At 72.2% G+C, this 26,992-nt stretch carries 27 protein-coding genes; 1 reads left to right on the plus strand and 26 read right to left on the minus strand.

The genetic code is table 11. From position 1 onward, the window contains the following. The 13 genes from ACWDVW_RS23335 to pyrR form a co-directional block, all read right to left on the minus strand. On the minus strand, window positions 1-746 hold a 746-nt coding region (locus ACWDVW_RS23335; RefSeq protein WP_449952449.1), incomplete at its 3' end, for an S-adenosylmethionine synthetase N-terminal domain-containing protein. 87 nt (window positions 747-833) lie between these two features. Continuing rightward, window positions 834-2,045: a bifunctional phosphopantothenoylcysteine decarboxylase/phosphopantothenate--cysteine ligase CoaBC gene (gene coaBC / locus ACWDVW_RS23340; protein WP_449952452.1), complete on the minus strand. Its 1,212-nt coding sequence runs from the start codon at window positions 2,043-2,045 to the stop codon at window positions 834-836. Between the two features lie 13 nt (window positions 2,046-2,058). Beyond that, complete coding sequence (gene rpoZ / locus ACWDVW_RS23345) at window positions 2,059-2,322, minus strand: DNA-directed RNA polymerase subunit omega (RefSeq protein ID WP_007075826.1); 264 nt, start codon at window positions 2,320-2,322, stop codon at window positions 2,059-2,061. A 52-nt stretch (window positions 2,323-2,374) separates the two neighbouring features. Next, complete coding sequence (locus ACWDVW_RS23350) at window positions 2,375-2,908, minus strand: guanylate kinase (RefSeq protein WP_449952455.1); 534 nt, start codon at window positions 2,906-2,908, stop codon at window positions 2,375-2,377. Window positions 2,909-2,933: 25 nt separating this feature from the next. After that, window positions 2,934-3,251 (minus strand): integration host factor, actinobacterial type, encoded by a 318-nt coding sequence (gene mihF, locus ACWDVW_RS23355; RefSeq protein ID WP_117229171.1) that lies wholly within the window; start codon window positions 3,249-3,251, stop codon window positions 2,934-2,936. Between the two features lie 171 nt (window positions 3,252-3,422). After that, the gene (gene pyrF / locus ACWDVW_RS23360; RefSeq protein ID WP_449952458.1) at window positions 3,423-4,259 is read right to left on the minus strand and encodes an orotidine-5'-phosphate decarboxylase; all 837 of its coding nucleotides are present in this window, start codon (window positions 4,257-4,259) and stop codon (window positions 3,423-3,425) included. Between the two features lie 75 nt (window positions 4,260-4,334). Further along, on the minus strand, window positions 4,335-5,609 hold the full coding sequence (locus ACWDVW_RS23365; RefSeq protein WP_449952461.1) for an adenosylmethionine--8-amino-7-oxononanoate transaminase: 1,275 nt from the start codon (window positions 5,607-5,609) through the stop codon (window positions 4,335-4,337). 169 nt (window positions 5,610-5,778) lie between these two features. Continuing rightward, the gene (locus ACWDVW_RS23370; protein WP_449952464.1) at window positions 5,779-6,819 is read right to left on the minus strand and encodes a quinone-dependent dihydroorotate dehydrogenase; all 1,041 of its coding nucleotides are present in this window, start codon (window positions 6,817-6,819) and stop codon (window positions 5,779-5,781) included. Continuing rightward, a complete protein-coding gene (gene carB / locus ACWDVW_RS23375) occupies window positions 6,816-10,187 on the minus strand; it encodes a carbamoyl-phosphate synthase large subunit (RefSeq protein WP_449952466.1) in 3,372 nt (1,123 codons plus the stop codon). The genes ACWDVW_RS23370 and carB overlap by 4 nt, the downstream gene beginning before the upstream one ends. Further along, window positions 10,180-11,343 carry a glutamine-hydrolyzing carbamoyl-phosphate synthase small subunit gene (gene carA, locus ACWDVW_RS23380; RefSeq protein WP_449952469.1) on the minus strand — a complete coding sequence of 388 codons (1,164 nt, stop codon included), beginning with the start codon at window positions 11,341-11,343 and terminating at the stop codon, window positions 10,180-10,182. The genes carB and carA overlap by 8 nt, the downstream gene beginning before the upstream one ends. Continuing rightward, window positions 11,340-12,617 carry a dihydroorotase gene (locus ACWDVW_RS23385; protein WP_449952470.1) on the minus strand — a complete coding sequence of 426 codons (1,278 nt, stop codon included), beginning with the start codon at window positions 12,615-12,617 and terminating at the stop codon, window positions 11,340-11,342. The genes carA and ACWDVW_RS23385 overlap by 4 nt, the downstream gene beginning before the upstream one ends. Then, entirely contained in the window at window positions 12,614-13,540 is a 927-nt protein-coding gene (locus ACWDVW_RS23390; RefSeq protein WP_350694976.1) for an aspartate carbamoyltransferase catalytic subunit, read from the minus strand. Before ACWDVW_RS23390 ends, ACWDVW_RS23385 begins: the two co-directional genes overlap by 4 nt. A 55-nt stretch (window positions 13,541-13,595) precedes the next feature. Continuing rightward, window positions 13,596-14,183: a bifunctional pyr operon transcriptional regulator/uracil phosphoribosyltransferase PyrR gene (gene pyrR / locus ACWDVW_RS23395; protein ID WP_396751378.1), complete on the minus strand. Its 588-nt coding sequence runs from the start codon at window positions 14,181-14,183 to the stop codon at window positions 13,596-13,598. Between the two features lie 314 nt (window positions 14,184-14,497). Between pyrR and bldD the strand changes: the two genes are divergently transcribed. Continuing rightward, window positions 14,498-14,986: a transcriptional regulator BldD gene (gene bldD, locus ACWDVW_RS23400; protein ID WP_117229180.1), complete on the plus strand. Its 489-nt coding sequence runs from the start codon at window positions 14,498-14,500 to the stop codon at window positions 14,984-14,986. Window positions 14,987-15,080: 94 nt separating this feature from the next. On the opposite strand, the gene nusB is transcribed toward bldD, so the two are convergent. The 13 genes from nusB to ACWDVW_RS23465 all read right to left on the minus strand — a co-directional run bounded on the left by nusB (window position 15,081) and on the right by ACWDVW_RS23465 (window position 26,991). Beyond that, window positions 15,081-15,491 (minus strand): transcription antitermination factor NusB, encoded by a 411-nt coding sequence (gene nusB / locus ACWDVW_RS23405; RefSeq protein ID WP_176093304.1) that lies wholly within the window; start codon window positions 15,489-15,491, stop codon window positions 15,081-15,083. Window positions 15,492-15,514: 23 nt separating this feature from the next. Next, on the minus strand, window positions 15,515-16,075 hold the full coding sequence (gene efp, locus ACWDVW_RS23410) for an elongation factor P (protein ID WP_131053401.1): 561 nt from the start codon (window positions 16,073-16,075) through the stop codon (window positions 15,515-15,517). A 200-nt stretch (window positions 16,076-16,275) separates the two neighbouring features. Beyond that, window positions 16,276-16,716, minus strand: coding sequence for a type II 3-dehydroquinate dehydratase (gene aroQ / locus ACWDVW_RS23415; protein ID WP_131053402.1), 441 nt, complete (start codon window positions 16,714-16,716; stop codon window positions 16,276-16,278). After that, entirely contained in the window at window positions 16,713-17,789 is a 1,077-nt protein-coding gene (aroB, locus tag ACWDVW_RS23420; protein WP_396751373.1) for a 3-dehydroquinate synthase, read from the minus strand. Before aroB ends, aroQ begins: the two co-directional genes overlap by 4 nt. A gap of 9 nt (window positions 17,790-17,798) precedes the next feature. Then, entirely contained in the window at window positions 17,799-18,320 is a 522-nt protein-coding gene (locus ACWDVW_RS23425; RefSeq protein ID WP_396751371.1) for a shikimate kinase, read from the minus strand. Then, on the minus strand, window positions 18,317-19,495 hold the full coding sequence (aroC, locus tag ACWDVW_RS23430) for a chorismate synthase (RefSeq protein ID WP_449952477.1): 1,179 nt from the start codon (window positions 19,493-19,495) through the stop codon (window positions 18,317-18,319). Before aroC ends, ACWDVW_RS23425 begins: the two co-directional genes overlap by 4 nt. A 96-nt stretch (window positions 19,496-19,591) precedes the next feature. Further along, on the minus strand, window positions 19,592-20,512 hold the full coding sequence (locus tag ACWDVW_RS23435; RefSeq protein ID WP_449952479.1) for a glycosyltransferase family 2 protein: 921 nt from the start codon (window positions 20,510-20,512) through the stop codon (window positions 19,592-19,594). Next, the gene (locus ACWDVW_RS23440) at window positions 20,509-21,198 is read right to left on the minus strand and encodes a glycosyltransferase (RefSeq protein ID WP_396751365.1); all 690 of its coding nucleotides are present in this window, start codon (window positions 21,196-21,198) and stop codon (window positions 20,509-20,511) included. Before ACWDVW_RS23440 ends, ACWDVW_RS23435 begins: the two co-directional genes overlap by 4 nt. After that, window positions 21,195-21,671, minus strand: coding sequence for a UDP-N-acetylglucosamine--LPS N-acetylglucosamine transferase (locus ACWDVW_RS23445; protein ID WP_396751405.1), 477 nt, complete (start codon window positions 21,669-21,671; stop codon window positions 21,195-21,197). Before ACWDVW_RS23445 ends, ACWDVW_RS23440 begins: the two co-directional genes overlap by 4 nt. A gap of 224 nt (window positions 21,672-21,895) precedes the next feature. Then, window positions 21,896-23,158, minus strand: coding sequence for a hypothetical protein (locus ACWDVW_RS23450; RefSeq protein ID WP_449952481.1), 1,263 nt, complete (start codon window positions 23,156-23,158; stop codon window positions 21,896-21,898). After that, window positions 23,155-24,057 (minus strand): sulfotransferase domain-containing protein, encoded by a 903-nt coding sequence (locus ACWDVW_RS23455; RefSeq protein ID WP_449952484.1) that lies wholly within the window; start codon window positions 24,055-24,057, stop codon window positions 23,155-23,157. Before ACWDVW_RS23455 ends, ACWDVW_RS23450 begins: the two co-directional genes overlap by 4 nt. Before the next feature lie 7 nt (window positions 24,058-24,064). Then, window positions 24,065-25,648: a lipopolysaccharide biosynthesis protein gene (locus tag ACWDVW_RS23460; RefSeq protein WP_449952486.1), complete on the minus strand. Its 1,584-nt coding sequence runs from the start codon at window positions 25,646-25,648 to the stop codon at window positions 24,065-24,067. Next, window positions 25,645-26,991: an O-antigen ligase family protein gene (locus ACWDVW_RS23465; protein WP_449952489.1), complete on the minus strand. Its 1,347-nt coding sequence runs from the start codon at window positions 26,989-26,991 to the stop codon at window positions 25,645-25,647. Before ACWDVW_RS23465 ends, ACWDVW_RS23460 begins: the two co-directional genes overlap by 4 nt. Window position 26,992 lies beyond the last annotated feature (1 nt).

Here is a 26,992-nt window from a genome sequence, read left to right on the forward strand (position 1 = left end):
ATCGGACCACCGATCTCAAACCGGCCCGTCGGATTCACCAACAACCGATACCCCTCGACATCCAACCCCAGACTCTCCAACTCCGGCCCGATCACGTGCTCGCGCACATCCGGAGTGAGCAACGACTCCAGCGAGATGTCGGCGGCGTGCTGACTCGACACCACCACCGTGTTCAACCGCACCGGACGCAGACCCTCGTACTCGATGGTGACCTGCGTCTTACCGTCCGGACGCAGGTACGGCACCGTCCCGTCCTTACGCACCGCCGACAACCTACGCGCCAACCGATGCGCCAACGCGATCGGCAACGGCATCAACTCCGGCGTCTCCGAACACGCAAAACCAAACATCATCCCCTGATCACCGGCGCCCTGCGCATCCAACGCCGACTCCGACGAACCCGTCCGCAACTCGAAGGCGTTATCCACACCCTGCGCGATATCCGGCGACTGCGCCCCGATGGAGATGCTGACGCCACAGGAGGCCCCGTCGAAGCCCTTCTTGGACGAGTCGTAGCCGATGCCGAGGATGGTCTCGCGGACGATCGTCGGGATGTCGGCGTACGCCTTCGTCGTCACCTCGCCCGCCACGTGCACCTGACCAGTCGTGATCAGGGTCTCCACCGCGACGCGGCTGTGCGGGTCCTGGCCGAGCAGGGCATCGAGGATGCCGTCACTGATCTGGTCAGCGATCTTGTCCGGGTGGCCTTCCGTGACCGATTCGGACGTGAAGAGGCGGCGTGTCACGGCACTCCTAAGTTGTGGACGTCGTTCCGCGGCAGTCTAGTCACTCACCGCCGAGCGCCGGGTCGATGGTCAGCAGGTGGATCGTGGTCAGGAGGAGCCGTCGGCGAGCCGGGCGACCACCAGGTCCCACACCCCGTCGGCGAGATCTTCCTTGGACTGTTCGGGCATCCGGGTAACCGAACCGTCCGCGCCGATGACGGTGGCCGCGTTGGTCTCGGCGCCGAAGACCTTGTCCGGCCCGACCTCGTTGATGACGATGAGGTCGGCCCGCTTTCGGGCGAGTTTGGCCCGTCCGTTGGCTTCGGCGTCGCCGGTCTCCGCGGCGAACACCACCAGCAGTTGCTCCGGTCGGCGGCCTCGGCCCAGTTCGGCGGCGATGTCCGGGTTGGTCACGAGCGCGATGCTGGGCGCGGTGCCGTCGTCCGACTTCTTGATTTTGCCAGGCGCGTACGTCGCGGGACGGAAATCGGCCGGAGCCGCCGCCATCACCACCGCATCGGCGTCGACGGCCGCCGCGAGCGTGGCGTCGCGCAGTTCGCCGGTGGTGCCGACGCGGACGATGTCCGCCCCGGCCGGGTCGGGCAGTTCGACGTTCGCCGAGATCAGCGTGACCCGGGCACCCCGGGCGACCGCCGAGCGGGCGAACGCGTAGCCCTGCTTGCCGGAGGATCGGTTGCCGAGGAACCGGACCGGGTCCAACGGCTCGCGGGTGCCGCCGGCGGTGACGAGGACGTGCCGGCCGGCCAGGTCCGCGGGAGCGTCGACGCCCCGGCGGAGCGCACGGCGGGCGACCGCGAAGATCTCGGCCGGGTCGGGCAGCCGACCCTTGCCGGTGTCGGCACCGGTCAATCGTCCCACCGCCGGTTCGATGACGCGTACGCCCCGGGCCCGTAGGGTCGCCACGTTGGCGACGGTGGCCGGGTGCTCCCACATCTCGGTGTGCATGGCCGGCGCCAGCACCACCGGGCAGCGGGCGGTGAGCAGGGTGTTGGTGAGCAGGTCGTCGGCGAGGCCGTGCGCGGCCTTGGCCAGCAGGTCGGCGGTGGCGGGTGCGACCACCACCAGGTCGGCCTGCTGGCCGAGGCGGACGTGCGGCACCTCGTGCACGTCGGACCAGACGTCCTCGGCGACCGGCTGACCGGAGAGCGCCGCCCAGGTCGGCGCGCCGACGAACCGCAGCGCGGCGGCGGTCGGCACGACCCGGACCTGGTGGCCCGACTCGGTGAGCCGGCGCAACACCTCGCACGCCTTGTAGGCGGCGATGCCGCCGCCGACACCGAGGATGATCCGGGCGCTCATCGACGCGCGGAGCCTACGGCTGGTCGGTCGGCTCGGCGGTGAGTAGGCCGGCGTTGATCTCGCGCATCGCGATCGAGAGCGGCTTCTCCTGCGGGGTCGTCTCGACCAGCGGGCCGACGTACTCCAGCAGGCCCTCGCCGAGCTGGCTGTAGTAGGCGTTGACCTGACGCGCGCGCTTGGCCGCGAAGATGACCAGCGCGTACTTCGACGTCGTCTTCTCCAGGAGCTCGTCGATCGGCGGGTTGGTGATGCCTTCGGGGTTGGCGATGGATCCCACGGATTAACCTCTGCGTCTTTCGCACGGACCGCGTGTCACGCGGTGCCGGCGCTCAACCGCGCGGACGCGGCCGGGCCGGAGCCAGGAATGAAGAACCGATCAACCCTACCAGCTCGTCCACTACGCGCTCGGTGCGGTCGTGCGACACGCTCCGGTCGAAAGCCGTCACGGTGGCCGTACCCGGACGACGGCCGGGCGGATGGAGTAGGACGAGTCGCGCATCGGGTACCACCGCGCGGACCAGCAGCGCCCCGTCGAGGTCGAGCGGGAGCAGGACCGGCGATCCGGCGGCGAGCCGGTCCCGGACCGGCGCCAGCTCCGTGCCACGCCGGTACGCCCCGCAACGGCTCCATTCCAGCAGCTCGCCCCGGGCCACCCGGCGGTCGAACTCCCGCGGGGCGAGGAAGTGCCGGTGGACGCCCTCCAGCTCGCCCTCCCGGCGGGGCCGGGTGGTGACCGCGAGCGGCGTCCACACAGACGGAGAACGCGCCCGGACCAGCTCGACGACACTCTCCCTACCGGCGCCGGATGGGCCGGCCAGGACAGTGAGCCGAGCCGCCGGGCGCGTCTCGTCATCCAAGCTCACTGCTTGTTTCTACACGCAGCCGTGCTCAGTTGGCGGCGAACTCCCCAAGCAGGGCCTTGCGCTGCTGTTCGCCGAGGCCACGCAGGCGACGGCTGTCGGCGATCTTGAGCTTCTCCATGATCTGGGTGGCTCGGATCTTGCCGATACCGGGCATCGCCTGCAGCACGGCCGACACCTTCAGCTTGCCGACGACATCGTCGGACTCGGCGCGCGCAAGAACGGCTCCGAGGGTGGTCTTGCCCTGCTTGAGCTGCTCCTTCAGCTCGGCACGGGCTTTGCGGATCTCCGCGGCCTTCTCCAGCGCGGCTGCGCGCTGCTCAGGGGTCAGTGACGGGAGCGGCACCAGTTCTCCTCAGGTCCCTATCGCGACGGGCGGGACGCACCGCCGCATCTGTGAAACGTGGTGTCGCTGTGAACCAAGGGGTTCCCAGCGCGGGGAAAACTAGCGGTCAACGGAGCTTTCGGCAACGTGGGCACGCGATGATCACCGCAAAGTGACCGAGCCGTCAGTCAGTCATGACATCGCCAGGGCCGCCCGGCAGTCCGCCACGGCGCGCTCCGCCGCGGCCCGCAGCGCCTCCGGGCGTGGGCCCGCTCCCAACACCTCCCGGGAGTACGAGGGCAGCACGGAGGTAAGGGCCGAACCGAAGACGACCCGTAGATCGTCGGCCGTGGCGCCCTGCGCGCCGAGCCCGGGTGCGAGCAGCGGACCGTTCACCGCGGAGAGGTCGCAGCCGGTCTCGCCGACCGTCGCACCGACCACCAAGCCGATGCTCCCGAGCGGCTCCGCACCCGCGTTGAGCTGGGAAATCTCGTCGATCACCGTCTGCGCGACGGTACGCCCGTCGGCACCGCGCGCACGCTGGACCGAGGCGCCCTCGGGGTTGGAGGTGAGCGCCAGGACGAAGACTCCGCCGCCGTGCTCGGCGGCCAGCTCGAACATCGGGGCGAGCGAGCCGACGCCCAGGAAGGGGCTCGCGGTCACCGCGTCGACATACATGGAACTGGATGGGTCCAGGTACGCCGAGGCGTACGCGCGGACGGTCGAGCCGATGTCGCCGCGCTTGACGTCCAGCAGAACGAGCGATCCGGAATCTCGTAACTGTCGGATAGTTGACTCAAGTACTGCCACCCCTTGAGACCCGAATCGCTCGAAGAAGGCCGACTGGGGCTTGACCACCGCAACCCGGTCACCGAGGGCGTCCACCACGGTCCGGGCGAAGCGCCGCAGCCCGTCGACGTCGTCGTCCAGCCCCCATCTGGCCAGCAGTTCCGGATGGGGGTCGATCCCGACGCAGAGCGGACCCCGCTCGTCGACCGCCCGGTGCAACCGCGCGCCGAAGCTCTCCATCAGCCAGCTTTCCTCTCGTCCTCAACCTGTCGCGCTCGTCTACTCAACCTGTGTCCCTGATCCGCGCCGATCTACTCAGCCCGCCCTGATAGCTGCCGCGACACCGGTCGCGACCAGTGCCAGATCGGCGTCCGAGGTGACGTACGGCGGCATCGTGTAGACCAGGTCCCGGAACGGCCGCAGCCACACCCCCTCGGCCACCGCGGCGGCCGTGGCGGCACCGATGTCCACCTCGTGGTCGAGCTGCACCACGCCGATCCCGCCGAGCACCCGCACGTCCACCACGCCCGGCGCGCCACGCAGCGGCCCCAGGCCGGCACGCAGGCCCCGCTGGAGCCGCGCCACCTCACCGGCCCAGTCCCCGGCCCGCAGCAGACCCAGCGAGGCGTTGGCGACCGCGCAGGCGAGCGGATTGCCCATGAACGTCGGGCCGTGCGCCAGAACCCCGCCGCTCCGGATGCCCCGCGCCACCTCCGGCGTACAGAGCGCGGCGGCCAGCGTCAGGTAGCCGCCGGTGAGCGCCTTGCCGACACACATCACGTCCGGACTGACCCCGGCGTGCTCGGCGGCGAACATCGTCCCGGTCCGGCCGAAGCCGGTGGCGATCTCGTCGAAGATCAGCAGCACCCCGTGCGCCCGGGTCACCTCGCGCAACACTCGCAGATAGTGCGGGTGGTGGAAGCGCATCCCGCCGGCCCCCTGGACCACCGGCTCCACGATCACCGCCGCCAGTTCGTGGGCGTGCCGCTCGACCGCCTCCACCAACGCCGCCTCGTACGCCGGGTCGGGCCCGGACGCGAAGCCACCGGGCGGCACCGGCGCGAACACCTGCCGGGGCAGCACGTCGCCCCAGAGGTGGTGCATGCCGCCCTCGGGGTCACAGACGCTCATCGGGTGGAACGTGTCGCCGTGGTACCCGCCACGCCAGGTGCCCAGCCGGTGGCGCTCCGGCCGACCGACGGCCCGTTGGTACTGCAGGCACATCTTCACCGCGACCTCGACGCTGACCGAGCCGGAGTCGGCCAGGAACACGTGTTCCAGCCCCTCCGGGGCCAGCTCGACCAGCGTCCGGGCCAACCGCACGGCGGGCTCGTGGGTCAGCCCGCCGAACATCACGTGGCTCATCCGGCCGAGCTGGTCGGTCACCGCCGCGTCCAGCACCGGGTGCCGGTAACCGTGGATCGCCGACCACCAGGACGACATGCCGTCGACGAGCGAGCGCCCGTCGGCCAGTCGCAGCCGTACGCCCTCGGCCTCCGCCACCACGTACGGCGGCACCGCCGGCGGCAGTGTCGCGTACGGGTGCCAGACGTGCGCCGCGTCGGCGGCGAGAATCTCCTCCGGCGTCATCCGCCCTCCCTGTCCACGCTGCCCGTGCTTGGTCCACCGCTTGGACGGGGCGTGCAGCACCACTGGACGGCTCCGCTCCATCACCGGTCGGGGGCGGCGGCGCCCGGTGTTCGTGGCCGTCCGCTCCGGCGGGAGCGGGAGCGGGGGTGGCGCCGCCGCCTCATCCGGTTCACGACCCGGTCGTGACCGGAGCCGGGGCGGCCGCCGCCGCGCGGGCGACCGCGCGGGGCAGGGCCGGCCCCCGGTAGATGAAACCGGTGTAGAGCTGGACCAGGCTGGCGCCCGCGTCGAACATTCGGGCGGCGTCGTCGGGGTCGACGATGCCACCCACGCCGATGATCGGCAGCCGGCCACCGGTCTCGGCGTGCACGAAGGAGACCACCTGCCGGGCCCGGTCGGCCAGCGGGCGGCCGGAGAGCCCCCCGGCCTCGGCGGACCGGGCCTGGTCGGCCGGGGCGAGCCCGGCGCGGCCGAGGGTGGTGTTCGTGGCGATCACCCCGGCCGCGCCCCGGGCCAGGCAGACCTCCAGCAGCTCGGCGATGGCCGCGTCGGTCAGGTCCGGGGCGATCTTCACCAGCACCGGCTTCTCCCCCACCAGCGCGGCCAGCAGCGCGTCCAGGTGAGTGCGGTCCTGCAACTCGCGCAGTCCGGGGGTGTTGGGCGAGGAGACGTTGACCGCGAAGTAGTCGCCGTGCCCGCGCAGCGCGCGGTACGACGCCCGGTAGTCCTCCACCGCCTCGTCGAGCGGCGTCACCTTCGACTTGCCCAGCGAGATCCCCAGCGGTACGCCGAGCGGACGGGCCAGCGCCGCGAGCCGGGCGGCCAGCGCCTCGGCCCCGGCGTTGTTGAAGCCCATCCGGTTGATCACGGCTTCGCTGTCCGGCAGCCGGAACAGCCTCGGTCGGGGGTTACCCGGCTGCGGGTGCGCGGTGACCGTGCCGACCTCGACGAAGCCGAAGCCGAGCGCCGGCCACGCCGGCAGCGCGGCGCCGTCCTTGTCCATCCCGGCGGCCAGGCCGACCGGATTGGGGAACCGCACCCCGAAGACCGTGCGGGGCGCGGCCACGGCGTACCGGGCCCGCAGGGCCGCCAGCGCGACCGGCCGCCCGGACAGGGCGGCCAGTCGGCGCAGCGTCCACTCGTGTGCCGCCTCGGCGTCACCGCCGCCGATGCGGAACAGCCCGCGTCGAAGCGTCCGCTCGAAGATCACCGGCTGGCCCGCAGGGTGGCGTGCAGATCCTGCAACGGGCGCACCTGCATGTCACCCCGGATCAGGGCCTCGATGCCCATCACCGCCGCGGCGGCACCCGGCACGGTGGTGATGCACGGGATGTCCGCGGTGACCGCCGCGCTGCGGATCTCGTACCCGTCGGAGCGGGCGCTGGCTCCGGAGCCCTGCGGGGTGTTGATCACCAGGGCCACCCGGCCGCTGCGGATCAGCGAGACCGCGTCGTCGTCGGCACCGGCCTCGTAGTGCTTGGCGGCCAGCTCGCAGTCGATGCCGTGACGGCGCAGCACCTCGGCGGTGCCGCTGGTCGCGACGATCTCGAAGCCCAGGTCGGCCAGGCGCTTCACCGGGAAGATCATGCCGCGCTTGTCGCGGTTCGCCACCGACACGAAGATCTTGCCCTGGGTGGGCAGCGAGCCGTACGCGGCCGACTGGGACTTGGCGAAGGCGTGCCCGAAGGCGGTGTCGATGCCCATCACCTCGCCGGTCGACTTCATCTCCGGGCCGAGCAGCGAGTCCACTCCCTTGCCGGCCGGGGTGCGGAACCGCTTGAACGGCAGCACCGCCTCCTTCACCGCGATCGGGGCGTCCGGCGGCAGCGTGCCACCGTCCCCGGTCGCCGGCAGCATCCCCTCGGCGCGCAGCTCCGCGACGGTGGCGCCGAGCGCGATCCGGGCCGCCGCCTTGGCCAGCGGCACCGCCGTGGCCTTGGAGACGAACGGCACCGTCCGCGAGGCACGCGGGTTGGCCTCCAGGACGTACAGTGCGTCGTCCTTGAGCGCGTACTGCACGTTGAGCAGGCCGCGTACGCCGATGTCCCGGGCGATCGCCTCGGTGTACCGGCGGACCTGGGCCACGTGCGAGCTGGCCAGGGTGATCGGCGGCAGCGCGCACGACGAGTCGCCGGAGTGGATGCCGGCCTCCTCGATGTGCTCCATGATCCCGCCGAGGTAGACCTCGCCGTCGGCGTCGCAGAGCGCGTCCACGTCGATCTCGATGGCGTCGTCGAGGAACCGGTCCACCAGCACCGGATGGTCCGGCGAGATGTCGGTGGCCCGCCCGATGTAGTCACGCAACGTCACGTCGTCGTAGACGATCTCCATGCCCCGGCCGCCCAGCACGTACGAGGGGCGGACCAGTACCGGGTAGCCGATCTCGTCGGCGATTCCCTTCGCCTCCTCGTACGAGGTGGCGGTGCCGTGCTCGGGCGCCCGCAGACCGGCCCGGGCCAGCAACGACCCGAACGCGCCACGCTCCTCGGCCAGGTGGATCGACTCCGGGGAGGTGCCCACCACCGGCACCCCGGCGTCCTTGAGCCGCTGCGCCAGCCCGAGCGGGGTCTGCCCGCCGAGCTGCACGATCACGCCGATCACGCCCGGTCCGCCGGCCTCCCGACCGGAGGTGTCCTCGGCGTGCCAGACCTCCAGCACGTCCTCGAAGGTGAGCGGCTCGAAGTAGAGCCGGTCGGCGGTGTCGTAGTCGGTGGAGACCGTCTCCGGGTTGCAGTTGACCATGACGGTCTCGAACCCGCCGCCACCGGCCGGGCCGGCCGGCGCCTCCCGCAACGCCTGGACCGCGTGCACGCAGGAGTAGTCGAACTCGATGCCCTGCCCGATCCGGTTCGGTCCGGAGCCGAGGATCAGCACCTTCGGCCGCACCGAGCCGACCACCTCGGTCTCGGAGTCGTACGAGGAGTAGTGGTACGGGGTGCTCGCCTCGAACTCGGCGGCGCAGGTGTCCACCGTCTTGTAGACCGGCCGCACGTCCAGCCGGTGCCGCAGCCGGCGTACCCCGTCCTCTGCGGCCAGCTCCGGACGCAGCGCGGCCAACTGCCGGTCGGACAGCCCGGCCCGCTTGGCCCGGCGCAGCAGCCCGACGTCGAGCACCGGCGCGGCCACGATCTCGGCACGCAGCTCGACCAGCCCGGCGATCTGGTCCAGGAACCACGGGTCGATTCCGCCGGAGGCGGCGCTGACCTCGGCGATCGAGGCGCCCAGCCGCAGCGCGCGCTCCACCGTGTAGAGGCGGCCGTCGTGCGGCACTCCCAGCGCCGCGAGCGTGTTCTCCCTGGTCGCGTCCGCCGGGTCGGGCAGGGTCCAGAAACCCGCCGCCTTGGTCTCCAGCGAACGCATCGCCTTGTTCAGCGCCTCGCTGAAGTTGCGCCCGAGGCTCATCGCCTCGCCGACCGACTTCATCGTGGTGGTCAGCTCCGGATCCGCGCCGGGGAACTTTTCGAACGCGAACCGGGGGATCTTCACCACCACGTAGTCGAGCGTCGGCTCGAACGCGGCCGGCGTCTTGAGGGTGATGTCGTTGGGGATCTCGTCCAGCGTGTAGCCGATGGCCAGCTTCGCGGCGATCTTCGCGATCGGGAACCCGGTCGCCTTCGAGGCCAGCGCCGAGGAACGCGACACCCGGGGGTTCATCTCGATGACCACGATCCGGCCGTCGGCCGGGTTGATCGCGAACTGGATGTTGCAGCCGCCGGTGTCCACGCCGACCTCACGCAGCACCGCGATGCCCAGGTCACGCAGGTCCTGGTACTCCCGGTCGGTCAGCGTCATGGCCGGTGCCACGGTCACGCTGTCGCCGGTGTGCACGCCCATCGGGTCGAGGTTCTCGATCGAGCAGACCACCACCACGTTGTCGTGGCGGTCCCGCATCAGTTCGAGCTCGTACTCCTTCCAGCCGAGCACGCTCTCCTCGATCAGCACCTCGTGCACCGGGCTGGCGTCCAGCCCGGCACCGGCGATGCGCTCCAGGTCCGCGTCGGTGTGCGCCATGCCCGAGCCGAGGCCGCCCATGGTGAACGACGGCCGGATCACCACCGGCAGACCCAACTCACCGACCGTCTCGCGGACCTCGTCCATCGAGTGGCAGACCCGCGAGCGCGGCACCAGGCCCGCCGGGTCCTCGATCCCGATGCGGACGCCGGCCTTGGCCACGATGTCCTTGAAGAGCTGCCGGTCCTCGCCGCGCCGGATCGCGTCGACGTCCGCGCCGATCAGCTCGACGCCGTACTTGTCGAGCACACCGGCCTCGTGCAGCGCCACGGCGGTGTTCAGCGCGGTCTGCCCGCCCAGCGTGGGCAGCACGGCGTCCGGCCGCTCCTTGGCGATGACCAGCTCCACGAACTCCGGAGTGATCGGCTCGACGTAGGTGGCGTCGGCGAACTCCGGGTCGGTCATGATCGTGGCCGGGTTCGAGTTGACCAGGCTGACCCGGATCCCCTCGCTGCGCAGCACCCGGCAGGCCTGGGTGCCGGAGTAGTCGAACTCGCAGGCCTGCCCGATGATGATCGGCCCGGAGCCGATCACCAGGATGTGCTTGAGATCGGTCCGCTTAGGCATTCGTACGCCCCTCGCTGTGGGTACGGCCCTCGATCAACTCGGCGAAGCGGTCGAAGAGGTAGTCCGCGTCGTGCGGACCGGCTGCCGCCTCCGGGTGGTACTGGACGGTGAAGGCGGGCACGTCCTTGGCCCGCAGCCCCTCGACCACGTTGTCGTTGAGGCAGAGGTGGCTGACCTGCACGCCGCCGAACTCGGTCTCGATCACCTGGTCCGGCACCACCGCACCCGGCGTCACGCCGGGCACCTCCACCGCGAAGCCGTGGTTGTGGCTGGTCACCTCCACCTTGCCGGTGACCCGGTCGAGGACCGGCTGGTTGATGCCCCGGTGGCCGTAGCCGAGCTTGTAGGTGCCGAAACCGAGCGCCCGGCCGAGGATCTGGCTGCCGAAGCAGATGCCGAACAGCGGAATCCGCCGCCCCAGCACCTCGCGGGCCAGCCCGACCGGCCCGTCGGCGGTGGCCGGGTCACCCGGACCCGGCGAGAAGAAGACCGCGTCCGCCCCGGTGGCCAGCAGGTCCTCGATGGTCGAGTGCGCCGGCATGACGTGCGTGGTCACCCCGCGCGCGGCGAGCCGACGCGGCACGTTGCGTTTGATGCCCAGGTCGAGCGCGGCCACCGTGAACCGGTGCTCGCCCTCGGCCTCGACCACGTACGGCTCCGCCGTGGTCACCTCGGCGGAGAGGTCCGCGCCGAGCATCTGCGGCGCCTCGCGTACCCGGGCCAGCAGCGCACGCGGGTCGTCGTCGACGCTGGAGATACCGACCCGCATCGCGCCGCGCTCGCGCAGGTGCCGGGTCAGCGCCCGGGTGTCCACCCCGCTGATGCCGACGATGCCCTCGGTCGCCAGCCGGTCCTCCAGGCCACCGGTGGCCCGCCAGTTCGAGCTGGCCCGGGCCGGGTCACGCACCACGTACCCGGCCACCCAGATGCGTCGCGACTCGTCGTCCTCCCCGTTGACGCCGGTGTTGCCGATGTGCGGGGCGGTCTGCACGACGACCTGACGGTGGTACGACGGGTCGGTCAGCGTCTCCTGGTAACCGGTCATCCCGGTGTTGAAGACCGCCTCGCCGAAGGTCTCCCCGACGCTGCCGTACGCCTCGCCGTGGAACGTGCGACCGTCCTCCAGGACGAGAATCGCGGGACGCCTACGACTCACTTGATTGCCTTTCCGTCCAGGACCGTCGCCTCGCCACGCAGGAAGGTCGCCACGATGCGACCCGGCAGCGTCATCCGGGCGTACGGGGTGTTGCGGCTACGACTGGCCATCTCGGCCGGCTCGATCACCCGGCGGACCGCCGGGTCGACCAGGGTCAGGTTGGCCGGCACGCCCGGCGCCGGGTCGTGCCCGTGCTCGGTCAGACCGGCGATCCGCGCCGGAGTGCGGGACATCCGCTCGGCGATCAGGTCCCACTCGGGGCCGAGCACGTCGAGCGCGATCGACAGCGCCGTCTCCAGCCCGAGCATCCCGGGCCGGGCGTACGCCCACTCGCACTCCTTGTCCTCCACCGCGTGCGGGGCGTGGTCGGTGGCCACGATGTCGATCACCCCGTCGACCAGGGCGGCCCGCAGGGCGGCGATGTCGGTGGCAGTCCGCAGCGGCGGGTTCACCTTGAAGACCGGGTCGTACGTCTCGGCCCGAACATCGGTGAGCAGCAGGTGGTGCGGGGTCACCTCGGCGGTGACCCGTACCCCCCGGGCCTTGGCCTGGCGCAGCACCTCGACGCTGCCGGCGGTGGAGACGTGGCAGACGTGCAGCCGGCTGCCGACGTGCTCGGCCAGCAGCACGTCCCGGGCGATGATGGCCTCCTCGGCCACCGCCGGCCAGCCGGTCAGGCCCAGTCGGGTGGAGACCTCGCCCTCGTGCATCTGCGCGCCCTCGGTGAGCCGGGGCTCCTCGGCGTGCTGGGCGATAATCCCGTCGAACGCCTTGACGTACTCCAGGGCGCGGCGCATCAGCCGGGGGTCGGCGACGCAGTGCCCGTCGTCGGAGAAGATCCGCACCCGGGCGGCGGAGTCGGCCATCGCGCCCAGCTCGGCCAGGCGCTCACCGGCCAGCCCGACGGTGACCGCGCCGATCGGCTGCACGTCGACCAGCCCGGCCTCCCGACCGAGCCGCCACACCTGCTCGACCACCCCGGCGGTGTCCGCCACCGGCGAGGTGTTCGCCATCGCGCAGACCGCCGTGTACCCGCCCAGCGCCGCCGACCGCGACCCGGTCTCGACGGTCTCGGCGTCCTCCCGGCCGGGCTCGCGCAGGTGGGTGTGCAGGTCGACCAGGCCGGGCAGGGCGACCAGCCCGGCGGCTTCGACCACGGTCGCGTCCGGCGCGGAGAGCCCCGCGCCGGTCTCGGCGACCACGCCGTCGCGGATCAGCAGGTCGGTCGGTGCGGCACCGAGCACGCTGACGTTCCTGATCAGGTACGAGTTCACCGGTTGTTCCCCCCGAGCAGCAGATAGAGGACGGCCATCCGGACGGAGACCCCGTTGGCGACCTGTTCGACGATGGTGGAGCGGGGCGAGTCGGCGACCTCGGGCGTGATCTCCATGCCCCGGTTCATCGGACCGGGGTGCATGACGATCGCGTGCTCCGGAAGCCGGCGCATCCGTGGGCCGTCCAGGCCGTATCGGCGCGCGTACTCGCGGGCGGACGGGAAGTAGGAGTCGCCCATCCGCTCCCGCTGCACCCGCAGCATCATCACCACGTCCGACGACGGCAGCACCGCGTCCAGGTCGTAGCAGACGCCGGTGCCGGGGGCGAGGGCGGCGGCGATGTCGCGCGGGATGAGCGTCGGCGGCCCGACCAGGGTCACCTTCGCGCCGAGCGTGGAGAGCAGCAGCACGTTCGAGCGGGCCACCCGGGAGTGCAGCACGTCGCCCACCACCGCGACCGACAGGCCGGCCAGCCGGCCCAGCCGGGAGCGCATCGTGTACGCGTCGAGCAGCGCCTGGGTGGGGTGCTCGTGGGTGCCGTCACCGGCGTTGACCACCGAACCGTCGACCCAGTCGGCGAGCCGGTGCGGGGCGCCGGAGGCGGGGTGGCGGACCACCACCGCGTCGGCCCCCATCGCCTGGAGGGTCAGCGCGGTGTCCTTCAGGCTCTCGCCCTTGGCGACGCTGGAACCCTTCGCGGAAAAGTTGATCACATCGGCGCTGAGCCGCTTCGCCGCCGCCTCGAAGGAGATCCGGGTCCGGGTGGAGTCCTCGTAGAAGAGGTTCACCACCGTCCGGCCGCGCAGCGCGGGCAGCTTCTTCACCTCACGCCCGGCCACCGCGGCCATCTCCTCGGCGGTGTCCAGGATCTGGGTCGCGGTCTCGGCGTCCAGGTCGGCGCCGGAGAGCAGGTGCCTGATCACTTTGCCCGCCTTCCGTTCGCGACTGCGGGGCTCCGCTTCGCTGCACTCCTCGCGCTCACGAGAGGGTCACCTCCCCGTAGAGGCGGACCTCGTCGGTGCCGTCGGTCTCGGCGAGGGTGACCTTGACGCTCTCGGCGAGGGCCGTCGGGATGTTCTTGCCCACGTAGTCGGCGCGGATCGGCAACTGCCGGTGACCCCGGTCGACCAGCACGGCGAGCTGCACCGACGACGGCCGACCGAGATCGCCGAGCGCGTCCAGCGCGGCGCGGACCGTCCGGCCGGAGAAGAGCACGTCGTCGACGAGGACCACCCGCATGCCGTCGATGCCACCGGCGGGGAGCTGGGTCGGGCCGACCGCCCGGGTCGCGTTGCGGCGCAGGTCGTCGCGGTAGAGCGTGATGTCCAGTACGCCGACCGGGACGGAGACGTCCTCGAAGGCGCTGATCCGTGCGGCGAGGCGCCGGGCGAGCGGTGCGCCACGGGTCGGGATGCCCAACAACACGGTGTCGGCGGCGCCCTGGGTCTTCTCGAGGATCTGGTGTGCGATCCGGTCGACGACGCGTTGCACGTCGGCGCTGGTCAGGATCACCTTCACCGAGGGTTGTCGCGGCGGCGACGATTGGGCGGCCGATGGGTAGGCCACGGCGGACCTCCTTCCCCGCCTCACGGGACGGGTCGTTAAAGGACGTCGGGTACTCCGGACCGGTCAAGATCGGCCGGCGGAGGGGCTTCGGCCACGTTACCAGTGGTCGCCGCCGCGACCACCCTCGGGAGCGAGTGGTCCCGGCCACGCACGGCGTGACGGCACGAGTATCGGTTCAGCGGGCAGAACGGGACAACTCGCCCCGAGCGTCCAACCGGTAGGACTCGACCACTTGACCGGGTGTACGAATCCCCGTACCGTCACGCTCCGTAGCGATCGCTGGGAGAACCCCGAGCAGCACTGGGAGTGTCCGAATGCCCTCTGAATACGCCAAGTCTCTGGGCGCCCGCCTGCGCTCCATCCGCCAGCAGCAGGGCCTGTCCCTGCAGGGCGTGGAGGAGAAGTCGAACGGGCGCTGGAAGGCGGTGGTGGTCGGCTCGTACGAGCGCGGCGACCGTGCCGTCACCGTGTCCCGCCTGGCCGAGCTGGCCGAGTTCTACCGCGTTCCCGTCTCGGAGTTGCTGCCCGACGGCAGCGGAGTGCGGCACGAGCCCACCAGCAAGATCGTGCTGGACCTGGAGCGGCTCTACGACGAGGCCAGCGAGGAGCTCGCCTACGTAGCCCGGTACGCCCGCGCCATCCAGCAGCAGCGGGGCGACTACAACGGTCGGGTGCTGTCGATCCGCGCCGACGACCTGCGCGCCCTCGCCATCGTCTACGACGCCTCCCCGTCGGGCCTGATCGAGCGCCTGACCGAGCACGGCGTGCTGGTCGCCGACCCGCGGGCGTTCTTCGCCTCCTGACCCCTGACGACAAAGGGGCCCTGCCATCCGGCATGGGCCCCTTTGTCGTAGTCCGGCAGGCCGACTCGGCTTCGCCGCCGCCCGGCCGGGACGCTCAGCGCGTCGCGTACTCGGCGATCCGGCCGAGCAGGCCGTTGAGGAAGCGCGGCGAGTCGTCCGTCGACATCTGCCGGGCCAACTCCACCGCCTCGCTGATCGCCACCGCGTCGTCGATCTCGTCGATGTAGAGCAACTCGTAGACCGCGATCCGGGCCAGGTTCCGGTCGACCGTCGGCATCCGGTCCAGCGTCCAGCCCTCGGCGTAGCTGGCGATCAACTCGTCGATCCGGTCCAGGTTCCCGGCCACGCCCTCGACCAGACCGACCGCGTACCCGAGATGCTCGGGATGCGGCTTGTCGAGCCGCTCGATGTAACCGGCGAGCACCTCCACCGGCGGACGATCACGCAGGTCGGCCTCGAAGAGCACGTCCAGCGCCCGCTTGCGCGCCTTGCGGCGCGCCGGCATCTGCTGTTTGGGACCCTCGGCCATCAGGAGGCGCGGCCGAGGTAACGACCGTCGCGGGTGTCGACCTTGATCTTCTCACCGGTGGTGATGAAGAGCGGCACGTTCACGGTCGCGCCGGTCTCCACGGTCGCCGGCTTGTTGCCACCGGTCGAACGGTCGCCCTGCAGGCCGGGCTCGGTGTAGGTGACCTCGAGCACGACCGAGGTCGACAGCTCGATGTACAGCGGGACGCCCTCGTGCGTGGCCACGATCGCCTCGGCCTCGGGGAGCAGGTAGTTGGCGGCCTCGCCGACCGTCCCGCCGGGCACCGTGATCTGGTCGAACGTCTCCATGTCCATGAAGACGAAGTCCTCGCCGTCGGCATAGAGATACTGCATGGTGCGCTTGTCCACGGTCGCGGTCTCGACCTTGGTGCCCGCGTTGAAGGTCTTGTCGACGACCTTGCCGGAGAGCACGTTCTTCAGCGTGGTACGCACGAACGCACCACCCTTACCGGGCTTGACGTGCTGGAACTCGACGACGGCCCAGAGCTCCCCGTCGAGGTTGAGTACCAGGCCGTTCTTCAGGTCGTTGGTGGTGGCCATTTCCTGCCTTGATCATCAGCTGGCGGACAGACCTGGCAAGTCTACTAGCCGCCCGCCGATCCGCTGTCCGCCGCCGTCCCGCCCACCCCGCGACCCCGATCCGGCGGCCTTCAGGACCCGCCGATCGGGCGAGGTCAGGGACCACTCCACCCCTCGACGGTTACGGAAAGTGTCGTCACCGCTGCCCACACCCTGGTGGGTCAGCCGTCCTGGTCGAGGTGGGTGGCCAGGTGGTGCAGAGCCAGGCGGTAGCCGTCCACGCCCAGCCCACAGATGACTCCGGTGGCCACCGCGGAGACCACTGAGTGGTGCCGGAACTCCTCCCGGGCGTGGATGTTGGAGATGTGCACCTCGACCAGCGGGGCGCGCAGCAGCGCGCAGGCGTCCCGGACCGCGATCGAGTAGTGCGACCACGCAGCCGGGTTGAGCACCACGGCGGCGCCCTCGTCCGCCGCGTCGTGCAGCCAGCCGAGCAGTTCGTGCTCGGCGTCGGTCTGCCGGACGGTGACGCTGAGTCCGAGTTCCCGTCCGGTCGACTCGCAGAGTTCGACCAGGTCGGCGTAGCTGGTCACGCCGTAGACGTCGACCTGGCGGGTGCCCAGCCGGCCCAGGTTCGGCCCGTTGAGCACGTAGACCTTCATGAGGACACCGCGCGGTAGGCCTCGAAGAGCAACTCGTCGTCGGGGCCTTCGAGGATGGCCGGGCGGGCCAACCCGTCCAGGACCACGAAACGCAGTCGGCTGCCCCGCGCCTTCTTGTCCACCCGCATGGTGGCCAACAGCCGGGGCCAGGCGTCGGCCGGGTAGTCGGTGGGCAGGCCGAGTGCGGTCACCACGTCACGGTGCCGGCGGGCGGTGGACTCGTCCAGGCGGCCGGCGAGCCGGGCCAGTTCGGCGGCGTACACCAGGCCGACCGCGACCGCGTGACCGTGCCGCCAGCGGTACTCCTCGACCTTCTCGATCGCGTGGGCGAGGGTGTGCCCGTAGTTGAGCACCTCGCGTACGCCCGACTCGCGCAGGTCTCCGGCGACCACGTCGGCCTTCACGCGGATCGCGCGTTCGATGAGTTCCCGGACGACCGGGCCGGTCGGGTCGGTGGCCGCCGCCGGTGCCCGCTCGACCAGGTCGAGGATGGCGGGGTCGGCGATGAAGCCGCACTTGACCACCTCGGCCATGCCGGCGGCCAGCTCGACCTGGGGCAGGCTGTCCAGCGTGGTCAGGTCCGCGAGCACCCCGACCGGCGGGTGGAAGGCGCCCACCAGGTTCTTGCCGGCGGCGGTGTTGATGCCCGTCTTGCCGCCGACCGCCGCGTCGACCATGCCGAGCAGCGAGGTGGCCACCGGCACCCAGCGAACCCCGCGCAGCCAGCAGGCGGCCACGAAACCGGCCAGGTCGGTGACGGCGCCGCCGCCCAGCCCGACCACCGCGTCGGTACGCGTGAAGCCGGCCTCGCCGAGCCGGTCCCAGCAGTGTGCCGCCACGTCGACGTGCTTGCCGGCCTCGGCGTCCGGCACCTCGATCGCGAGCGGCGTGACGCCGGACGCGGCCAGCCGGGCGCCGATCGCGTCGGCCGACTCCTTGAGCGGCGCGGTGTGCAGCACCGCCACCCGGGTGGCGTCGGGCAGCAGGCCCGGCAGCGTGTCGAGCAGGTCCCGCCCGACGAGCACGTCGTACGGCCGTTCGCCGCCGACCGGGATCCGGGTCACCTCGTCCATCGCGGGAACCTAACCATCCGTGCGCAGTAGCTGCGCGATCTCGGCGACGATCTCCTCCGGCGTGCGGCCGTCGGTCACCACCGTGTGGGTGGCCACCTCGGTGTAGAGCGGCCGGCGCTGGTCCATCAGGTGTTTCAGGGTGGCGCGGGGGTTGATCGCCAGCAGCGGCCGCCCGGCGCCCAGACCGACCCGCTTGACCGCGTCGGGCAGCTCGACGGAGAGGTGCACCACGTGGTGCCCGACCAGTGCGGCCCGGTTCTCCTCGGCCAGCACCGCGCCACCGCCCAGGGCCAGCACGCCGGGGCAGGAGGTAAGCGCCGCCGCCACCGCCGCGCGTTCCAGGGCGCGGAAGTGCGGCTCGCCCTCGTCGACGAAGATCTCCGGGATCGGCTTGCCGGCCAGGCGTTCGATGTCGGCGTCGGTGTCGCGGAACTCGACCCCGAGCACCTCCGCCAGCCCCTGCCCGATGGTGGTCTTGCCCGAGCCGGGCGCGCCGACCAGGACGCAGACCGGGCGGGTCGGAGCGGTCACCGGATCACCAGTGCGTCGAGGTAACCGGCCAGGTTGCGCCGCATCTCGGCGACCGAGTCGCCACCGAACTTCTCCACGGCCGCCTCGGCCAGCACCAGCGCCACCATCGCCTCGGCGACGACGGCGGCGGCGGGCACCGCGCAGACGTCGGAGCGCTGGTTGATCGCGGTGGCCGGCTCGCCGGTGGTCACGTCCACCGTGGCCAGGGCACGGTTCAGCGAGGAGATCGGCTTCATCGCGGCCTTCACCCGCAGCGGCTCGCCGGTGGTGATGCCGCCTTCCAGACCACCGGCCCGGTCGGTGACCCGGCGGACGCCGGTGGCGGTGGGCATGATCTCGTCGTGCGCCTCGGAGCCCCGGGACCGGGCCTGCTGCCAGCCGTCGCCGATCTCCACACCCTTGATCGCCTGGATCGACATCAGCGCGGTGGCCAGTCGGGCGTCGAGCTTGCGGTCCCACTGCACGTGACTGCCCAAGCCCGGCGGTACGCCGTACGCCAGCACCTCGACCACGCCGCCGAGGGTGTCGGCGGCCTTCTTCGCGGCGTCGACCTCGGCGACCATCCGGGCGCTGGCCTCGGGGTCGAGGCAGCGCAGCGGGTCGGCGTCGATGCGCTCGGCGTCCTCGGGGCGGGGGCGCAGCCCCGGCTTGACGGCGACCGGACCCAGCTCGACCACGTGCGAGACGATCTCGACGTCGATCGCCTGGCGGAGCAGCGCCTTGGCCACCGTGCCGACGGCCACCCGGGCGGCGGTCTCCCGCGCGCTGGCCCGCTCCAGGATCGGCCGGGCGTCGGTGTGGCCGTACTTCTGCATGCCGGCCAGGTCGGCGTGACCGGGCCGGGGCCGGGTCAGCGGCGCGTTGCGGGCCTGCCGGGCCAGCTCCTCCGGGTCGACCGGGTCGGCGGCCATCACGGTGCGCCACTTGGGCCACTCGGAGTTGCCGACCCGCATCGCGACCGGGCTGCCCAGCGTCACGCCGTGCCGTAGACCGCCGATGATCTCGATCTCGTCCTGCTCGAAGGCCATCCGCGCACCTCGGCCGTAGCCGAGCCGGCGGCGCGCCAACTCTCCGGCGATCTCGGTGGAGGTCACCTCGATCCCGGCCGGCACCCCCTCCAGCAACGCGACGAGAGCGGGCCCGTGTGATTCCCCTGCGGTCAACCAGCGCAACACAGCGGCCAGTCTGTCACGCCGGGTGCCCGCCGACGCGCACCGCCCGCCGCGTCCCGCCCTGCGGACGCGGCGAACGGTGCGGTGGGTGCCGGTCGGTCAGATGCCCCGGCCGCGCTTGTGCAGCGTGCGCAGCACGGCGTCGGCGCGGACCACCCGCCCGGCCACGGCCAGGGCCAGGTACGCCCGGGGTTCGCGCGGGTTGCGGCGGATGGTGCGCCGGGCCCAGCGCATGGCACCGCGACGGTCTCCCGAGGCGGCCTGGGCGAAGGCGATCTGCCCGGCGACCCGGGCCTCCCCCGCCGGCTGGGTGGCGAACTCGGGATAGCGCTCCAGCAGCCACTGCAACGCCTCGGAGATGGTGTCCCAGCGCTGGGCGAAGTACGACCGTTTGTGCCAGCGCACCGTCACGTACGGGGTGCGCAGGTTGACCAGCGGCGCGCTGCGGGCGGCCCGGAGCAGGAACTCGTAGTCCTCCGCGTAGCTGCCCGGGATCTCCTCGTCGACCAGACCGAATCCGTCGCGCAACGCCGCCGCGCGGATCACGAAGGTCGACGGGTGCAGCTCGGTCATCCGGTCCCGCAGCAGGTCGGCCAGGCTGATCGAGTCGCGGTCCAGCACCCGCTCGACGGTGCGCCCGTCGTAGGTGACCCGGATTCCGCAGCTCACGAACTCGGCGCCGGGCACCGCGTGCAGTGCGTCGACCTGTGCCAGCAGTTTCCCGGGCAGCCACTCGTCGTCGTCGTCGCAGAAGGCGATCAGCTCGCCGACGGCCGCCAGCGTGCCCGAGTTGCGGGCTCCGGCCAGTCCCGGCGTACGGGTGTTGGTCACCACGCGGACGGTCCGGTCCGGGCCGGACAGGTTGACCAGCGACGGGTCCGGCTCGGACTGGTCGTACACCACGACCACCTCGACCTGGCCGGGATAGTCCTGCGCCACGATCGCGCGGACCGCGGCCCGCAGCAGCTCGGGGCGGTCCCGGGTGGGCACCACGGCGCTCACGCTCGGGTAGGAGGTCATCGGTTCCGCCTTCCGTTCGGACCGGGCCCACGCCACGGCCGCCACCACGGCCGGTGACGCCGCTGCGCGGCCTCGGCCACCAACTCCTCGACGATGGTTCCCACCCGGCGGACCGCGGCCCGCTGCCCCTCGACGGCCTCGGCGTCGACCGTCACGGCGAACCGGGACCGGTCGGCCCGGCCGGCGGCGAGCGCGTCGAGCAACTCCTGCCGGGACTCGCAGAGCGCCACCAGCCCGGCCGTGCCGAGCCGACGGGCGAACAGCAACTGGTGGTCGTCGACGTGCTCGCCCCGGGTCGGGTCGCGGGGCACCACGATCGGCAGGTGCCCGTGCCGGCGCGCCTCCAGGATGGTGGCCGGCCCGCCGTGGCAGACCACCAGGTCGGCCTCGGCCATCGCGGTCTGCAACTCGGCGTGGCCGAGGAACGGCACCGCGTCGGGCAGCCCGTCGGCGCGGGTGTGCCCGTGCTGCACGGTCAGCACCACCTCGCCGGCGACCTCGCCGTGCCAGTCCCGCAGCCAGTCGACCAGCCGGTCGAAGGGGTGCTTGTCGGTGCCGACCGCGACCAGGATGCGGGTGCGGCCGTCCGGGTGCGGCCCGCGCGGCGCGGGTATCCGGCCCGGCTCGACCCGGGTGGGGCGTGGGCGTACCGGCGCGACCCGGTGCGCGTCGCCGGCCGCGTTCACAGCAGCGTCCCGACGACGGTGGCCTCCGGGTACTGGCGGCGCTGCTCCTCCCACTGCACGAGCATCGCCGACAGGAACGGGCGGCACAGCCGGGCGGTCAGCGTCGGCGTGTCGATCCGGTCGTAGACCTCGATGTAGACGGTCGGGATACGGCGCAGCCGGGCGAGCACCACGAACGGGACGGCCACGCCCGCGCCGGTGGTGACCACCGCCGCCACGTTGCGTCGCCGCAGCACCCGGGCCGCCAGCACCGCGTTGCGCAGCAGGTTGCGCACGTTGCGGGTGGTCGGGTGGTGAGCGGGCACCACGTCCTCACCGGCGAGCAGCGACACCGCCTCCGGGGTGTCGAAGGTGACCCAGCACCGTCGCCATGTCTCGTACCAGGGCCGCAGGGCCAGCAACTGGGCGAGGTGCCCGCCGCTCGAACCGACCAGCAGTATCACCGGCTGCTGGTCGGACCCGGGTTCGTCGATCTTCGCGTCCACGCGACTCCCCACAAGTTCGCTTGGAATTCCTGTCGGCGCCACGCAGCAGCAGACCACACGTCACCCGGCGGTGAAAGATGTGACCGGGTGTTACGTGATCTCCGTACGTGGCGGTTGCGGTAGGCCGAGTGGCCGACCGGCCATCAACCACCGTCACTAACTGAAGTTATCTCATCACTGTCCGACGTCGACAGTGTGGCACTGCGGATGGATCAGCCGCTATGTCGTTTCTCGATGGTGTCCAGCAGCGCGGGATGCAGCGCCGGATTCCACCCGGCCCCGGCGTCCGCCAGCCGCCAGGTACGCAGCCACATCTCCACCAGGTAGGCGTCGGCGACCAACCGCTGCCGGGCCTGGTCCAGCCCGAGGGCGGCACCGTGCCGGGCCAACCCTGCGTCGACCTGCCCGGCACCCTGGGCGGCCGGCTCGCCGCGCAGCACCACCGAGCGCTGGAACGCGTCGTGGGCCAGGTCGAACCCGACGGGCACCTCCGGCCCGCTGTGCTCCCAGTCCCAGGCGATCAGCTCACCGTCGTGCCGACCGAGGTTCCACGGCACCCAGTCGCCGTGCCAGTGGCCGAACTCCACGTCCACGTCGCCGTGCCGACGGGCCAGCGCGGCGACGGCGGTCACCGCCCGCTCGCCGACTCCCTCGGTCGCGGCGGACCGCTGTGCCTGCTCGGTCAGCCGGGCCAGGAACGCCGAACCGGCCAGCGGCCGCGACGCGGTCGCCGGCCCGCCTCGGCGGGCCACCGCGAGCAGCGCGCCGACCTCCGGCGGCCCGTCGACCGGTACGCCCCGGATCCGTGCCGGCAGCGGCTCGACCACCGCCACCACCTGCCCGGCGAAGCTCAGCTCGGTGAGCAGCCGAGGAGTACCCGGGTGCCCGCCGACCCCGCCCGACTCGGCCACCTCCCGCAGCGCCGCCGCCTCGGTGGTGACCAGGGCCCGGGTGGCGTCGTTCCAGCCGATCTTCGCGTAGCCGCGCGGGGCGCCGGTGCGGTCGAACAGTTGCAGGGTCGGCTTGTGGTTCGGATCCGGTGGGCGTACCCCGCACGCCGCGTACAACGGCTCGTCGCCGAGCGCGGCGGCGACCCGGGCGGCCAGCAGCGCCTCGGCCGGGTCCAGCCCGGTGGGCACCGCAACGGTGAGCACCGGGAACGACGCCCGGTCGACGATGCCGACCCGGGCCGCTGCACCCAGCGCGGCCCGCACCGCCCGCACCTTCGCCGGCCGCAACGCGTTGTACGCCAGCAGCGCCGCCGCGGTGACCCGGGGCGCGCCCAGCGGCAGCAGGAACCGGGCCCGGGCGATCGACGGGACGACCGCGTACCGGGCCACCACGGTGTGCCCGGCGGGCGGCTCGGCGTCCACCGAGAGGGCGATCCGCTCGTCACCGAAGACCGCCCGGGTGACCCAGCCCAGCCCGTCGCCGCGCGAACGGGGGTCGGCGGTCGCGGTGGCGGCCGTGGTCACGCGACCCGGTCCGGCCAGTCGAGCGACAGCCCCAGCCGTTGCCGCAGCGCCTCGTTGTGCGGGCGGTAGTACTCGGTCAGCTCGGCGCGCAGGTCCGCCTCCAGCGGTGCCGACCGCCGGTCGTTGTAGACCTTGAAGTCGGGCAGGTCGAACGCGGGCAGGCCGAGGAAGTCCAGGGTCCGGCGGTAGGTGGCCCGCGCGTCGCCGTAAAGGTCCTCGCTGGGCAGGAAGAGCAGCTGCGAGCGGTCGAACCGCTCCAGCCACGGCTCCAGGTGCTCCAGGTAGCGGCCCCGGGCCCGATAGGTGTGCCAGTCGTACGCCTCGCTGAAGTACTCCGGTTCGGCGATCAGCCGCTCCCGCTCCCCCGCCGTACGCTCCGGCTCGGCGGCCAGCGCGGCGGCGAAGTCCAGCGGCTCCACGCCGTTGGTCCGCCGCTCCTTCCAGTGCGAGTACGCCCGCTCGACCGGGTCCCGCAGCAGCACGATCAGCTTCACCGCGGGCATCAGCGCGGCGACCCGCTCGGCGGCCAGCGGGTGGAACATGTACAGCGGTGCCGCCTCACCGACACGGACCGGGCCGCCGTGCCGACTCTCCAGCGCCTCCCGCTGGCGCAGCGTCGGGAAGTGCGAGCGGTACCACGCCTCACCGCGACCCCAGTGCTCCTCGAAGTAGTGCGAGGACTTCGTGTTCCAGGCCGGGAAGAGCCGGGGCACCAGCGGATGCTGGATGAGGTAGTTCCACAGCGAGGTGGTCCCGCCCCGCTTGGTGCCGATGATGAGGAAGTCCGGCAACGGACGCCGGTCGCTGGTGCGGACCCCGTAGTCGACGAGGCTCTCCCGTACCCGGTTCGTCACCTGGGTCGGCACCAGTTGCTTCACCCGGTCCCGGATGGACGACACGACGACCTCACCTGCCCTTCGACGGCGGGGGCGGGGTGCCCTGCGGCGACCCGCCCCGAATCTGCACCATGGTCGCCCGGATGCCACGTCGCACCCGGGGTAACGTCAACAAGCCGACGCAGCCGGCTGCCAGCACGGCCACCGCCACCAGCAGGCCGGGGATGCCCCGCCCGCCCACCACCAGGCCGGCGACCGAGGCCAGCCCGACGCCGCCGACGGTGGCCGCCGCCGCGCGCAGCATCCCCGCGTCGACCAACGGCTGGCCCACCACCAGCCGGGCGCAGGTGACCGCCGTGAGGTTCTCGGTGGCGATACCGGCCGCCCAGGCCAGAGCCGCGCCGGTGGCGCCGTACGCCGGGATCAGCACCAGGCCGAGACCGACGGTGACCACCAGTCCGGCCAGCGCGCCGGCCAGGTGCAGACCGCTGCGCCCGCCCATCAGCAGCAGGCTCTGCACGTTGCCGACGCCGGTGTTGATCAGCATCGCCAGGCCGAGCACGGTCAACGCGGCGGCACCGGCGGTGAACTCGGGACCGAACAGCGCCAGGAAGGCCGGCCCGAACACGGCCAGCAGCAGATAGACCGGCCAGGACAGCACCAGCCCCCAGGTGGTCAACTGCCGGTGCACGGCCGCCGCGGCGACCCGGTCGCCCCGCCCGAGCAACCGCGACAGTTGTGGCGAGACCGCCACCCGTAGGCCCTGCATCGCCAACTGCCCGGCGAGCACGTACCGGCCGACCGCGCCGAAGACCCCGGCGTCTGCCTGGGTGGCCAGGGCCGAGGTGAGCAGGACGCCGACCCACATGCTGCCGGCGTCGATCGCGGCGGAGGCGGCCCGGGGTAACGCGAACCGCCAGAACGTCGTCCAGTCGGTCCGTTCCGGGCGCAGCCGGACGCCGCGACCCACGCCCAACGGCCGGGCGACCATCATCAGGCAGACCAGCAACCCGACGGCGGCCGGCACCAACCACCCGGTCATGCCGGCGACCAACCCGCCGCCGACCAGCAGCGCCGCGCCGACCAGCGCCGGACGGGCCACCGGCAGCAGCAGGAACTGCACCGCCACGTACGAGCGGATCGGGCGGACGCACCGCACCACGGCCAGCAGCAGGTTCATCGCGACCACCACCGGCACCGCGACGAACGTGACCACCAGCAGGGGCTCCCCCGCCGGGCCGAGCAACCGCCCGGCCAGCGGGCCGGCGAGTACCGCACCACCGATCGCGACCAGCACCGCGAACAGCAGCGGCGGCACCAGGGCCACCGGCAGCACCCGGGCGGCGTCGCCGCTCGCTCCGGCCCGCCGCCGGGGCAGCGCCCACATCAGCCCGGTCTCCGCACCCAGGGTGCAGACCGCGGCGGCCACGGTCACCACGCCGATCGCGGCGAAGAACGCGCCCGACCCGGTCGTGCCGTACCCCCGGGTGATGACGACCGCCAGCACGAAGCCGAACAGCCCGCTGGTGGCGGCGCCGACCAGCCCGGCGACGCCACTGCGGACGCTGCGCCGGGTCTCGGTCGCGCCGTCGTCCCGGCCCGGGTCCGCCCCGGCGGGCCGGTCCCCGGCCGGGGAACTGGTGGTGACGGTCATGTCGGCTGCACCGCCGGTCGTGGTCGGGACCGCCCACCCGCGCGGTGCACTTCCCGCTCGGTGAGCGCCATCGCGAAGCCGACCGCGAAGAAGGCGACGGCGAGGTTCTGGTTGGCCATCCCGTAGAACGGCACCTGCACCAGGCAGATCACCGGCACGATGGAGAGCCACTGCCCGGCCGCCGAGGTCGCCCGGGCACAGACCACCGCGGCGACGACGAACCAGGCGAGGAAGCAGAGCAACGCGGGTATGCCGTGACTGAACAGCACCATCCAGAGCTGGCCCTGGGTGCCGATCGGCGCGTCGGCGGAGACGGTGTCGACGTTCACCGGGGCGCCGTAGCCCAGCCACGGTGAGTCGCCCACCCGGCGCAGCACCTCCGAGTAGAGCGAGAACCGGTCGGTGTTGGTGTCGCTGGACTCGACCCGGTTCCCGATCAACTCGGTGACCGGGATGAAGAGCGTGACCAGACCACCGACCAGCACCACACCGACGATCGAGGCCGCCACCCGGACGTTGCCGCGCAACGCGGCACGCAGGCCGAGCACGGCCAGGCCGGCGCCGAGGCTGAGGAACATCGCGCGGTTGAGCGTGAGGAAGGCCGGCACCAGCGACAGCGGCAGCGACGCGAGCAGCGCCCAGCGCAGCAGCCCCCGTCGGCGCAGCATGGTGAAGGCGAGCACGCAGGGCAGCGTGATCGCGTACGCGCTGCCGTAGTTGTTGGTGTACGCGAAGGGTGCCGCCGGCCGGAAGATCGGGTTGAGCGACCGGATGCTGTACTCGGCGGTGGACAGGTGCACCATGTCGTTGATGAACGGGGTGCCGGAGACCCCGCCCGGCAGCAGCACCTCGACCGGCGTGGTCATCTCGAACCGCGGGATCACCACGCCCAGCCAGCCCAGCACGACCAGCGCGAACCAGAACGCGCAGAGCGGCACCAGCACGGCGGTCTGGTCGGGGCGTTCCCGGGCGACCGCGTAGACGTAGACGCCGACCACCACCGCGGTGAGGTAGAAGCCCAGTCGTAGGGCGAAGGTCAGCAGCGACACCGGCGACTGCAACTGGGTGACGCTGACCAGCACGATGGCCAGGAACAGCAGCCAGATCCCGGTCGCGGGCGGCAGTGGCACCCGACCCCGGGTGACCAGCAGCACGAACAGCAACGCGCCCAGCAGCGGCCAGCCGAGATAGAAGAAGCCGGCCAGCCACCAGATCGGCACCAGTCCGAACATGGCGATCAGCGGCCACAGCGGCAGCCGTGGTGGCGGGGCGATCACCGACGGGGCGCCGCCGGCTGCCGGCGGCGCCGGCTCGGTGGCCGGCGGAGCCTGGATCACCGGCACC

This window comes from Micromonospora sp. NPDC003241, from assembly GCF_053589795.1.